Below are 12533 nucleotides of genomic sequence, written 5' to 3' on the forward strand. Positions count from 1 at the left end.
TGATGGTCTAAATCATCCTCTTAGAACGGTCGGAAAGCGCTGAATCCAAGGAGTTTTCAATCACCCATCAGGAAGCAAAAAACATGTTAATCAAACTATGCACCGACTCATTTGAGCGGACCTACAGATCGTAGGAAAACGATCCTATTTTTGGCAGGCTCCCACTATACTTGTTCTTAGTTCGAAGCGTCATGGGTGTATGAGTGCACCGTCCGTGCACTCAATTTTCCCGGAGTTTGCTGCCGTAGAAGTTGTCTTAATTCTTCATAATCGCGCCGATCGCATACATACCATTATCACTTTTGACCAACATCAGTGTGACTTCGTCACCGGCGCTAATCTCACCCATCATCTGGGCATTCTCAAGAAGCTGCAAATCCATCGTCATCGCCGGCCACCCGATCTCGGGGATCGGATCATGGCTGACGTTAGCGGTTTCGTCGCCAATTGAGTTCACCAAAGCTTTTGCGTGAACCGCCCCTTCCATCTGTTCGGAAGACATGGGCATGTTGGAATGGTCCATGCCCTGGTTCGTTTGCGCGATGCTGGTTGTCGTAGACACGGCCAATAAGGCCACAATAGCAGTCAAAGTTCTCATCAGATGCTCCTGTTTCAAGGTTGTGGGTATTATTCTGCCGGAAGCGCAGGGGGCACTTCCTGAATCGTGTGGGAGATCTCTCGGTTCACGCGACTGAGCGCGAGCCGTTTCCAAATCACGAATATTGCGGGAATGACAAAAAGCGTAAGAAGGGTCGCTGTCACCATGCCCCCAATCATCGGCGCAGCGATCCGCTGCATGATTTCAGAGCCTGTACCGGTGCCGTACATGATGGGTATCAGTGCTGCAAAGATCGTGGCTACGGTCATTACCTTTGGCCGAACCCGAAGAACGGCTCCTTCGAACACCGCGTCTTCGATATCGTCACGTGTCAGCTTTCGCTGTTCCGATTGCGCCAGCCCTCGACGTTTCTCCCAAGCAAGATTGAGGTACAACAACATGACAATCGCTGTTTCCACGGCAACTCCCGCCAGCGCGATGAAGCCTACGAGCACAGCAATTGAGATATCGAAGTTTAGATACCAAAGGAACCAAACCCCACCGGCCAATGCGACCGGGAGCGCCGCAAGAATTATCCCGACCTCAATCACCCGATTGAACGCCAGGAAAAGCATGAGCGTGATAATTAACAGGGTTGCAGGGGCAACGATCGTCAGCCTGTCCTGCATTCTCTCTATGTACTCATACTGCCCCGACCAAGTTAGCGAATAACCTGGAGGCAGGTCGACCTTTTCTGCAACCACCTCTTGTGCTTCGGCCACATAGCCGCCCAGGTCGCGCCCCGCGATGTCGATGAACACGAACCCGGTTCGTCGAGCGTTCTCCGATCGTATCATTCCCGGCCCGTCAACTATTCGAATATCGGCGAGAGCGGACAGTGGCACATGAGCACCCGACGGTGTGACGACAGGAAGATTTTCGAGCCGTTCCGGGCTGTCTCGCCATGCTTGAGGATACCGTAGGTTTATCGGAAACCTCTCCAGCCCCTCCACAGATTCCGACACTTGCATACCGCCAATTGCGGTCTGAACTACGTCCTGAACTTCTCGAACACTCATCATGTATCGGGAGGCGGCATCTCGCTTGACGTCGATTTCGATGAAACGCCCGCCAACAGGTCGCTCTGCGTAGGCGGAAGCCGTTCCATCAATATCAGCGACCGCACGTTCTACTTCGATCCCGATATCTGTAATGACCTCCAAGTCGGTGCCGGATATTTTGACACCGACAGGTGTACGGATACCCGTTGCAAGCATGTCGATGCGGTTCTTAATAGGTTGGATCCAAACATTTGTGACGCCCGGAACCTGAACGATACGATCAAGCTCATTTCGGATTTTCTCCATTGTCATGCCCGGTCGCCATTCTTTTTCCGGCTTGAGTTGGATAGTTGTCTCCACCATTGTCAGTGGTGCCGGATCGGTTGCAGTCTCCGCACGCCCAACTTTACCGTGAACAGTTTCGACTTCAGGCACGGTCGCGATCAGGCGGTTGGTCTGCTGCAGCACCTCACGGGCTTTTCCCGTCGAGATCCCGGGGTAGAAGCTCGGCATGTAGAGAAAATCGCCTTCGTTTAACTCGGGCATGAATTCAGAGCCAATTCTCTGGTACGGGTACCACATGGACGTCACCAAAACGCCAGCCAAAAGTGTTGTTGCCCATGGCCAGGCAATTGCCGCGTCCAGAAATGGGCGGTACACGAACACGACCAAACGATTTAGCGGATTTTTTCGCTCAGGTAGAATACGCCCCCTTACAAAGTAACCCATTAAAACCGGGACCAGCGTTATCGAAAGGATGGCGGCTGCAGCCATGGCGTAGGTCTTGGTATAAGCGAGTGGCGAGAAGAGCCTACCTTCCTGATTTTCCAAAACGAAGACAGGCAGAAAACTAACCGTGATGATCGCCAGAGAATAAAACAGGGCTGGTCCCACCTCAGAAGCGCACTCTTGCACAATCCGCCATCTGTTCTCTGCTGTGAGCTTTTCCTTTTCCAACCGCCTGTGCATCGCCTCGATCATCACAATCGATGCGTCGACCATCGCACCAATAGCGATGGCTATGCCGCCGAGCGACATGATGTTTGCGTTTACTCCTTGCGCCTTCATCAGAATAAATGCGGCAAAGATGCCCAGCGGGAGCGACAGAAGAATCACGAGGGATGACCGCAGATGAAGTAGAAAAGCCGCGCACACAAGAACAACGACGATGAATTCCTGCGTCAGTTTCTTCTGGAGGTTATCGATAGCGCGCTCGATCACACCAGATCGGTCGTAGGTCGTTATGATTTCGACCCCTTCCGGCAGGTTTGAGCGCAACTCTTCTATGCGCGCTTCCACCGCTTTGATCGTCGCCAACGCGTTCCCACCCCATCGCAGGATGACCACTCCGCCAACCGCGTCTCCTTGCCCGTCGAGCTCTCCGACACCACGGCGCATTTCAGGCCCCAGGCGGATTTCAGCGACGTCTCCAAGCGTCAGAGCGGCGCCGCGCTCGTTGACCATCAATGGCGCGCTTGCAAGGTCTGACAATTCATCGATGTAGCCCGATGACCTGACCATGAATTCGGCTTCACCCATCTCAATGACGCTGCCGCCCGTCTCGCGGTTGGCCGCCTGAATAGCCGTCCTCAGTTGCGCAAGTGTTATGTCATAGGCACGTAGTTTGTTTGGGTCGACGACGACCTGGTACTGTTTGACCATTCCGCCGATGGTGGCGACTTCTGAGACGCCTTCCACGGCTTGTAATTCGTATTTCAGAAACCAATCCTGCAGAGTCCTGAGCTGAGCCAGATCATGATTTCCGGTTCTGTCAACCAGCGCATACTGATAAATCCACCCGACCCCAGTCGCATCTGGGCCAAGTTGTGGTGACACGCCTTCAGGCAAGCTGCCGGTAATCTGGCCCAAATATTCGAGCACACGCGACCGAGCCCAGTAGAGGTCCGTCCCGTCCTCAAAGACGACATATACAAAGCTGTCTCCAAAGAACGAGAACCCGCGAACGTCTTTTGCACCGGGTACGGCCAATAGGGCTGTCGCAAGTGGATATGTGATTTGGTTTTCGACAACTTGAGGCGCTTGCCCGGGATATGGCGTGCGAACAATTACCTGGACATCCGACAGATCCGGGATTGCATCAACCGGCGTCTCACGAATGGCCCAAATACCCGCAACTCCTATCATGAATGCGAGGGCCAAGATAACGAACCTGTTGGCGAGAGAAGAACGAATGATGGCCGTGATCACTGCGTAACACTCCCATCAAGCGCGACCTCTAACAGCGTCATCGAAAAGTCGGGATTGCGGCGAAGGATCAAAGAAACATCAATCCCGACAGGCAAGTTAGAAACCTCAATCCCCTCCGCAACTGGGAAGTCCATGGTCATGCCCGGCATGCCGATCTCGACCATTGGACCGTGTGTTACGTTCGCGGTACGCGCGTTCGGGTCGATACTGTTAATCCGGCCAGAAACCTGAAGCGGCGGTGCAATAGGCGTTGCCGCAGCCAACACCATTGTCATGCCATCTGCACGCGCGAAAGTCAGAGTCATTTCAGAACCGACTTCGAGCATGTTTGGGTCCAATGTTGGCTCTATTGGGAAATCCATGGTCATGCCCGGCATCCCAATCTCAGTCATCGGCCCGTGAGTGATGGTTGCAGTTCCTGCCTCAGCATTAACGAGGTTGATCGTGCCGGTGACTACAATCGGTGGAGCAGAAGGCGTGATGGTTTCTTCGGGTTCAACTGAATCCGTCGGCGGCGAGCCCTCTTCGCGAACTGCCACAATCGAGAACATCCCCCCTTCTCCCTCAGCCAGATCAAACTCAATTGGCATGTCGATTGGCACGGTAGTGAGATCTACTCCCACAACAGGCAAATCCATTGTCATGGCCGGCCAACCGAGCTCGGGGATCGGTCCGTGCTCAAGCGTCAACTTGCCGTCTGAAGTGACGGCGCGCGCAATTCCGGCACCAGTGCCGGCAATACCATCGTCTGGTGCAAGCTCCATCAGGCTCAGAAGCCCATCCGCACCACGCGCGATCACGAAAGCAACCGCGTCGCCAGCATTCAAACGGTCGAGCGAAACACCAGACCTCACCGGAAACTCCGAAGTCATTGCGGGCCAATCAAGGCTTTCGAGAACGTCGTGACGAACAGTTGCCATACGATTTTGGGCATCGAGTGAAACCAGGGTACCTGCCCCGCGTGCTGGTTCGGTGTCCGTTGGTGCCATACGCGTGAAGCCGGCGCTCAAAGCACTTTCACTGTCGATTAGAAACTGTGCGGATGCGACAACTTCCTCGCCGGGTTCAAGCCCTTGTAGAACTTCTGTTCGTCCCCCCTCGCCGAAACTGTCTCGAAGACCTGTAGTCACCAGTCTCGGGCGAAAGGTACCATCGCCTGTTTTCAAGATGACGCGTTCCGCCGAACCAGTACGAATTAGCGCCTCTGATGGAACAGTGAGAACATTCCGGCTTTCATCCGGTATAAGGCTAACACTGCCAAACATGCCCGGCCGCAGCACGCCGTCGGTGTTATCGAAACTCAGTCTGACGGGAAGAGTTCGGGTTTGCGGATCAAGCTCAGGGTAAACATAGTCGATTTCGCCTTCGAAGGTGCGACCGGGTAGGTGCTCGAACCTTGCTATTGCGCGCATGTCTTCCGACAAACGTGCAATATCTCGTTCGAAAACATCGACGATCAGCCATACTTCGGAAAGATCGGTGACCGAAAACGCAAGCGTGCCTGGCTGCAGGTACATTCCATCAGCGGCGTTCAGCGCTATGACAACACCGTTTTGAGGCGCCTCGATTTCCACATTTCGAACCAACTCACCGCCCGCCTCGATCTCTGCGACCTGACGTGCGGACATACCGTGGCTGATCAACTTGTTGCGCGCCGCGTCCAAAATACGCGGGTCACCAGCTTCGACTGCGCGTACAAGATCGCCGGTTGCAGCGGCGATCAGCGGTGAAAAGAGTTCGAATAGAACTTGCCCCTTCTCAACGCGATCACCGACCGCGCGAACTTTCAGTTGCTCAATCCAACCTTCAACGCGTGTATGAACGTGATTGGTCAGGTGTTCGTCAAAGCCGACGAAACCTACTGTCTCGATACGAGGCTCGATATCCGTCATGCGTGCAACCGCAGTTCGCACACCAATTGCGTTGATTTCGGCAGCGCTCAGGGTGACTTCTTCAGGGTCGCCGGTAGGTTCCTGCCCAGAATAAACAGGGATCAAGTCCATACCCATCGGCGATTTTCCAGGTCCAGGCTGCCGAAAATTCGGATCCATCGGTGCTACCCAATAGAGGACCTCTGGTTCGTTCGACTGGCCTTGATCAATTGGATTCAGGTACAGTCTTTCAAGAGTGACACCTCCACCCAGGCCAAACGCCAAGGCAAGAACTGATAGTGCCGCATATCTTCCACGCATAATAATCTCCCGACGGTCGCAGTGCATGCTCGAACCGAAACAACATGAAGACCCGCGCTGACGGGCCTGTGGATGTTAGGAGATTTGTGGAGGTCGGTCGGGCGTCAGAGGCGCTTGAGAGTTATGGATGTCAGTATCCATGTTACGGTTTTTCTGGCTAAAGGCTTCAGCCAAAACCGCAAGTCCTAAGCGAGTCGGATATTCACCAACACAACAGATACCGGAATGGCATTCCCCGCCGTGGTTCACGTGGTCATCCGCGTGATATTGATCAGTTGTAGAATGTAAACGGCTATGGTCGTGTTTGAGTTCTGATGCTTTTGATGCGATCGAAACGTCGTATTGGTTGTGTGTGTCTGAAGTCTTGAAATTATTGTTTGCATAGGCAACCGTGCCGACGATTGTCATCGCCAGGCAGACGCACATCAAAAGCGTTTTCCTCAAAACAGTGATCAACTCACTCACCATGCCTTGGACGTAGTGCGATCGTGGCAAACGTACAAGCCCGAAGCCAACAAAACTACATTTGTTAATTCCGCAATCATTCGAAAACGGCGGATTGCCGCGGCTGAAGAAAATGATTGCCCAACTTGGAGGCAGATCAAACAACGAGGGCAACTATGCTTGGCCCAGGTTTTTTAGAATTGGACAGTCGGGACGGTGGTCTCCGGCACATTCATCGATCAAATGAGACAACGTTTCATGCATGGCTTTCAGATCGGCAATCTTATCGTCGATCTCTTTTAAGTTCTGTTTGGCTATTTCTTTAACGTCTGCGCTTGCGCGTTCTTTGTCCTCGTATAACGCCAGTAGTGAACGGCAATCCTCGATAGTGAAGCCCAAGGAACGGGCCCGCCCGATGAAGGCTAGTTTATGCAGTTCTTTTTCGTCGAAATGGCGATACCCATTTAGGCCGCGCCTGGGTTTGATGAATCCGATATCTTCGTAATAGCGGATGGTTTTGGCAGGCAGACCCGAACGTTCTGCTACATCTCCGATATTCACAGCGGTTCTCCTATTCTATTGAGCAGGCGCTGAACGCAGCACTTGACCGGTGTTCTGTGAGATTTGTTCTCGCCCAACTTTGATCGGCTTTACCCAGCGCAACCGCAGCGCATTGGTCAGGACAAATACACTGGAGAGAGCCATGGCACCTGCGGCCAAAACCGGTGACAGCAGCGGGCCGCCAAACGGATAAAGCACCCCTGCCGCAACCGGTATGAGCAGCGTGTTGTAGCTGAACGCCCAGAACAGGTTTTGGCGGATGTTACGCATGGTGCGCTGACTGATGTCGAAGGCGTTGACCACGCCGGTCAGGTCGCCTGACATCAGAACGACATCAGCCGCCTCGATGGCGATGTCAGTACCTGTCCCGATCGCAATTCCTACGTCAGCCGCCGCCAAAGCAGGCGCATCATTGATGCCATCACCCACAAAGGCCAGTTTTCCGCCATTTGAGCGCAGATCTTGCAACGCGGATACTTTACCCTCGGGCAAAACTTCAGCCACGATGTGATCGATGCCAAGCTGAGCCGCAATGGATTTGGCAGCAGCGGCATTGTCGCCGGTAATCATCGCTACTTTCAGCCCCAGTCCGTGCAATGCTTCAATTGCGTCTGGCGTAGTGGTTTTGATTGGGTCCGCCACAGCGATTACGGCAGCGATAACCCCGTCTACGGCAGCATAAAGTGGAGTCTTTCCGTTGATTGCCAGTTCAGCGCCCCGATCAGACAGCGCGCCCACTTCAACCCCTTCGCGACTCATCAGGCGGTCGGCCCCGATCAGGATTGGATGGCCTTCGACTGAGGCGCTTACCCCATAGCCTGTGATCGACGTGAAGTCTTCTGGCTTGGGAAGCTCCAGACCACGGGTTTCAGCCGCGCGCACGATGGCCGTGGCGATCGGATGTTCGGATGTGACCTCAACGGCAGCCACAAGGCGCAGAACCTCATCCTCGACCAATCCTTCGGCCACAATAAGGTCGGTCAGCTCCGGACGCCCTTCGGTCAAGGTCCCCGTCTTGTCCACTGCAACAACGGTGGTTTCCTGCAGCATTTGCAAGGCGTCGCCCTTTCGGAAAAGGACACCCATTTCGGCCGCGCGGCCGGTGCCGACCATGATTGAGGTGGGTGTGGCCAACCCCATGGCGCAGGGGCAAGCAATGATCAGGACCGCAACCCCGGCTACCAACGCCAAGCTGAGCGCAGGATCGGGTCCGAACAACATCCAAACCAGCACAGTCATTACGGCCACAGCGATCACTACCGGCACGAACCACAGCGTGATGCGGTCGACCAAGCCTTGAATCGGAAGCTTGGCACCCTGTGCTTGTTCGACCATTTGAATGATCTGGGCCAACATAGTGTCTGCGCCGATCTTTTCAGCCCGGTAAGTCAATGCGCCCGTGCCATTGACTGTTCCGCCGACCACAGTTGCGCCCTCGGTCTTTTCGGCAGGAACCGGCTCGCCGGTGATCATGCTTTCATCGACATATGACGCGCCGGTCACTACGGCACCGTCCACCGCGATTTTTTCGCCCGGTCGAACGTGCACAATATCCCCTACAACGATCTGCTCGATCGGTAGCTCAACAACCGATCCGTCGCGCTCAACTCGCGCTGTTTTTGCCTGCAGACCGACCAGTTTTCGGATCGCTTCACCAGTTCGCCCCTTGGCGCGCGCCTCGAGGAACCGCCCCAGCAATATGAGAACCACGATCACCGCTGCGGCCTCGTAGTAGACGTTTGCGGTTCCGGCGGGAAGAACACCCGGCGCAAAGGTGGAAACAAGCGAGAACCCATAAGCCGCCGAAGTGCCCAGGGCCACCAGAGAGTTCATGTCCGGCGCGCCTTTGAACAAGGAAGGGAATCCCTTGGTGTAGAACTGCAAACCTGGCCCAAAAAGAACGATCGTGGTCAGAAGGAATTGCAGGTAATAGCTGTTCTGGATGCCGATCGTGCTCGCTATCAGGTGGTGCATGCCCGGAATAACATGCGAGCCCATTTCAAGGATAAAGACCGGCAAAGCGAGCAAGGCGGCAAAGCTTGTTCGCCGGGCCAATTGGCGAATCTCTTTGGCTTTGCGGTCTTGTGGTTCGGTCTGCGTCGCGGATCGCAGGCTCGCCGGATAGCCAGCAGATGCCGCAAGCGCCGCGATGGCTTCGGGTGTTGTGACTCCCTCAGCATAACGTACAGTTGCACTTTCGGTGGCCAGATTGACCGACGCGGACAAGACGCCATCATCTGCTTGCAATGCCCGTTCAACGCGCCCCACGCACGATGCGCAGGACATGTTCTGAATATCCAGCGTTACCTCTTCCGTCCGTGCCAGATATCCGGCGCTGTTTAACGCATCAGCAATGGCCGCTTTATCGGCTGGATCGCGGAAATCGACCTGAACGCTTTCGCTGGCGAGATTAACCGAAGCGGCATCTACCCCTGGCACATCTTTCAACGCGCGCTCAACCCGCCCTACGCAGGACGCACAGCTCATACCCTGAACTTGAAACCTTGCATGTGAAATTTCAGTCATATTGTCACCACCAATGTTCTGCTGACGGGAAACATAAGGGTTCCAGCAAGTGGAAGGTCAAGGGATGGGGCTGACTTTCTTTGCCACTAATTTTGACGATCCAATAATCACGACTTGACCTTCCTGTGCTGGAATACTTTAGCCGGGACGACGGAACACAGGAGCAAACATCCATGACGACCCTAAATATCCCGGATATGAGCTGCGGGCACTGCAAGTCAGCTATCGAAAAAGCCGTTGCCACGGTGGATTCCTCCGCACAGTTGGACTTTGACATGGAAAACCGCAGGGTACGTGTCTTAAGCACCAATTCACTTGATCATATCCTTGCAGCGCTGAAGTCCGAGGGATACGAAGCCACGATCGCATGATAAACTTAGGAGCGCACATGCTGTCGCCCCCTTGGTTCTATCTTGCGTCTCTGACTGCCACGATTAACCGGGTCATTTCATCTTCGGTGATCAGACCCGGGGCAAGCGCATCTCCAATCACAAACGAAGGAGTGCCACTGAAGCCAAGCTGTCGGGCCAATTCCATGGAAATCTGAATATGCGCGTCGACTTCCGGCGCTTCCATATCTGCGCGCAATTGATCCTCGTCCAGGCCAAGTTCCCGAACAACTTTCAGTACACTGGCCTCAGTGGCACGACCGTTCAGAGCCATAAGCGCCCAATGAAATTCTTCGTATTTTCCCTGGTTTCGTGAGGCCAGCGCAGCGCGTGCCGCGAAGTCGGAACCTTCTCCAAGTATGGGCCATTCTCGATAAACAATTCGCACATCGGAATCGCCCGCGATTACGTTCTTCACGACCGGGGCAGCGCGTTTGCAATATGGGCAGTTATAGTCGAAAAACTCGACCACGGTTACATCGCCTTCCGGGTTTCCGATTACAGGCGCATTCGGATCCTGTTCCAGCAATTCACGCTGATTTTCCAAGACGCTTCCAATTGCTTCGGCTTTTGCCTGATCCTCGCGCTGTTGAAGCAATTGAATCGCCTGCATGATGATCTCAGGGTTTTCCAAAATGGCTTCGAGAGCCAGCCGTTTTACATCGGAGTCAGACAGCTCGTCGGCGCGTGCCATAGGAATGCCAATCGACATGGCGATAGCGACTAAGCCTGCAAGTATTCGTTTCACATCAGTTTCCTTCCGTTTGTTCTGCTTCGGTGCGTTGCTCTTGCAGCTTGCGTTCCCGATCCGGCCAACTCTCCTGGATGAAGGCGAGGATGTCCCAGATATCCTGATCCGACAGAGTGTCCCCGAAGCCTGGCATGCCGCTTTTGACGTCAGCGACACCCATCTGTTTCAAAGTTTGGTCCCCGCCAAACTTTGTATAGTCGAACAACAGCTTGTCGCCGTGATGCCAGGTATGCCCGGTTCGGTCATGCGGGGGCGCCCGCAAGACGCCATCCGGATCAGGTGTTTGCCAATCCTGCTGACCCTCCAAATTTGCCCCGTGGCATGACGCGCAGTTTTCGGCGTACAAAACTGCACCACGTGCCGAATCCGCTGATGCACTGTTCTGCGCACGCCCACTCAGGCCCCAGCCAGCGACCGCGACAATGATCACTACAGCAGCCAGTGACACCCATTTCGCCGAACTCTTGTTCATCATGCCACGCTCAGCCAGGTCTTCATACCAGCGGCCTGATGCGACAGCATATGGCAATGAAACAGCCAATCCCCCGGGTTATCCGCAACGAACGCAATCTCCCGCTTTTCTATCCGGTCAACCAGGATTGTGTCCCGCAGCGGCCCTAGGTTGCCGTTTGGCAGAACTTCCTGAAAGTGCGTCCCGTGCAAGTGCATAGCGTGCGGAAAGACGGTGTCGTTCTGCATCTGAATCCGGACTATGTCGCCACGCGAAACGGCAGCAAGGGGGTTTTCAGGTAACCCGGCGACACCGTTGAATGTCCAGATCTGCCCTTCCTGAACCAATTCATTGGTGCTCATGACCTGGCCGTTAAAAGTGCCTTGACGCAGTCCGCCCATCGCCCCGCCTTCCATCACTAATGGGATTGTCAAAGCGTCAGAAACATCTTCGAGAAAGGAAACAGGGTTGGGTGGCAGGGCTTCTATTGCACCGCGGTTTGCGGATGCACCGCTTCCCGAAACCGGGATTTCAGCAATGACAAACGATTCATCGCGTTCGTGAAGAGTTATTTGAACGGCTTCGTTCGATTCCGCTGTGACATCAACAATTAAGTCTGCTCGCTGTGCAGGCCCAAAAACAAGGGTTTCAAAATCCTCTGGCTGCCTTACAGGCATGCCATCATAAGCGACCAGTTTCCCGTTTGCGCCACCTACTGAGACATACATGATCCGATCAGTTGCCACGTTGACCATTCGAAGTCGCAAACGCTGGTTTGTCAGAACTTCTGTCATGGGCGATATGTGTGCGTGAACGTAGTTTCCCATTCGGCCTGCATGCGTCCAGTCATGCATCGCGCCGAAATCATCGACGATTTGGGCGTCCTGACCCAACCTCCAGTCATCCAGCAGGATCGTAATGTCATGATCCGTGTCCGGCGGGTCCATTTCGTCGACGATGAACGCGCCGTAAAGGCCCCTGGCCACTTGTTCCGTTGACTGGTTATGAGAGTGGTACCAGAAGGTTCCTGCATCCTTCAGAGGCAAGTCATACTGAAACTCGCCGCTTGTTGGTACAGCCTCCTGTGTAAGACCCGGCACCCCATCCATGTTGTTTGGAACCCGCAGTCCATGCCAATGGATTGCCGTAGGCTGAGGCAGTGAGTTCAGGAGTGTCCGGCGAACCGTTTCGCCCTGCCGGGCACGAATTTCGGGGCCCGGAACACCGCCATCATATCCCCATATCTCGGTTTCAGGATAGCTGTCGGGGGCAACACGTGCCAATCCTGAACGCGCCTCGATTATTCGGGGGGCGGTAGCCGCCCTCCCGATAGTCGGCACTGCGATTAGTGCCGACGTGCCTGCAACGAATTGCCTGCGATTGAGCTTCATGAGGACTTCCCTCCAAAGAAA

At 54.5% G+C, this 12533-nt stretch carries 10 protein-coding genes; 1 reads left to right on the plus strand and 9 read right to left on the minus strand.

What is annotated here, in order from left to right; all coding sequences use genetic code 11:
* Positions 1-256: 256 nt before the first annotated feature.
* From AC2FD8_RS12795 to AC2FD8_RS12820, 6 genes are all read right to left on the minus strand, one after another.
* Entirely contained in the window at positions 257-598 is a 342-nt protein-coding gene (locus AC2FD8_RS12795; protein WP_170474402.1) for a copper-binding protein, read from the minus strand.
* 29 nt (positions 599-627) lie between these two features.
* The gene (locus AC2FD8_RS12800) at positions 628-3807 is read right to left on the minus strand and encodes an efflux RND transporter permease subunit (protein ID WP_170474405.1); all 3180 of its coding nucleotides are present in this window, start codon (positions 3805-3807) and stop codon (positions 628-630) included.
* A complete protein-coding gene (locus tag AC2FD8_RS12805; RefSeq protein ID WP_170474407.1) occupies positions 3804-5999 on the minus strand; it encodes an efflux RND transporter periplasmic adaptor subunit in 2196 nt (731 codons plus the stop codon). Before AC2FD8_RS12805 ends, AC2FD8_RS12800 begins: the two co-directional genes overlap by 4 nt.
* A 75-nt stretch (positions 6000-6074) precedes the next feature.
* On the minus strand, positions 6075-6608 hold the full coding sequence (locus AC2FD8_RS12810) for a hypothetical protein (RefSeq protein ID WP_170474410.1): 534 nt from the start codon (positions 6606-6608) through the stop codon (positions 6075-6077).
* A gap of 9 nt (positions 6609-6617) precedes the next feature.
* Positions 6618-7004 (minus strand): Cu(I)-responsive transcriptional regulator, encoded by a 387-nt coding sequence (gene cueR / locus AC2FD8_RS12815; protein WP_170474413.1) that lies wholly within the window; start codon positions 7002-7004, stop codon positions 6618-6620.
* Between the two features lie 15 nt (positions 7005-7019).
* Positions 7020-9530, minus strand: a complete 2511-nt coding sequence (locus AC2FD8_RS12820; protein WP_496856642.1) for a heavy metal translocating P-type ATPase — start codon at positions 9528-9530, stop codon at positions 7020-7022.
* A gap of 173 nt (positions 9531-9703) precedes the next feature.
* Here AC2FD8_RS12820 and AC2FD8_RS12825 point away from each other — a divergent pair, with 173 nt between their 5' ends.
* Positions 9704-9901, plus strand: a complete 198-nt coding sequence (locus AC2FD8_RS12825) for a heavy-metal-associated domain-containing protein (protein ID WP_170417905.1) — start codon at positions 9704-9706, stop codon at positions 9899-9901.
* A 37-nt stretch (positions 9902-9938) separates the two neighbouring features.
* On the opposite strand, the gene AC2FD8_RS12830 is transcribed toward AC2FD8_RS12825, so the two are convergent.
* The 3 genes from AC2FD8_RS12830 to AC2FD8_RS12840 are packed head-to-tail and all read right to left on the minus strand — an operon-like array spanning position 9939 to position 12512.
* On the minus strand, positions 9939-10667 hold the full coding sequence (locus tag AC2FD8_RS12830; RefSeq protein WP_414478956.1) for a DsbA family protein: 729 nt from the start codon (positions 10665-10667) through the stop codon (positions 9939-9941).
* A 1-nt stretch (position 10668) separates the two neighbouring features.
* Entirely contained in the window at positions 10669-11142 is a 474-nt protein-coding gene (locus AC2FD8_RS12835; protein WP_171724989.1) for a c-type cytochrome, read from the minus strand.
* Entirely contained in the window at positions 11142-12512 is a 1371-nt protein-coding gene (locus AC2FD8_RS12840) for a multicopper oxidase family protein (protein WP_170417903.1), read from the minus strand. Before AC2FD8_RS12840 ends, AC2FD8_RS12835 begins: the two co-directional genes overlap by 1 nt.
* Between the last annotated feature and the right edge of the window lie 21 nt (positions 12513-12533).

The organism is Ruegeria sp. YTSC192, from assembly GCF_059609705.1.

Bases quoted from the DNA above. Each gene is read 5' to 3' on its own strand.
- AC2FD8_RS12795 (WP_170474402.1), bottom strand. From the start codon at position 598: ATGAGAACTTTGACTGCTATTGTGGCCTTATTGGCCGTGTCTACGACA.
- AC2FD8_RS12805 (WP_170474407.1), bottom strand. From the start codon at position 5,999: ATGCGTGGAAGATATGCGGCACTATCAGTTCTTGCCTTGGCGTTTGGC.
- AC2FD8_RS12820 (WP_496856642.1), bottom strand. From the start codon at position 9,530: ATGACTGAAATTTCACATGCAAGGTTTCAAGTTCAGGGTATGAGCTGT.
- AC2FD8_RS12825 (WP_170417905.1), top strand. From the start codon at position 9,704: ATGACGACCCTAAATATCCCGGATATGAGCTGCGGGCACTGCAAGTCA.
- AC2FD8_RS12835 (WP_171724989.1), bottom strand. From the start codon at position 11,142: ATGAACAAGAGTTCGGCGAAATGGGTGTCACTGGCTGCTGTAGTGATC.
- AC2FD8_RS12840 (WP_170417903.1), bottom strand. From the start codon at position 12,512: ATGAAGCTCAATCGCAGGCAATTCGTTGCAGGCACGTCGGCACTAATC.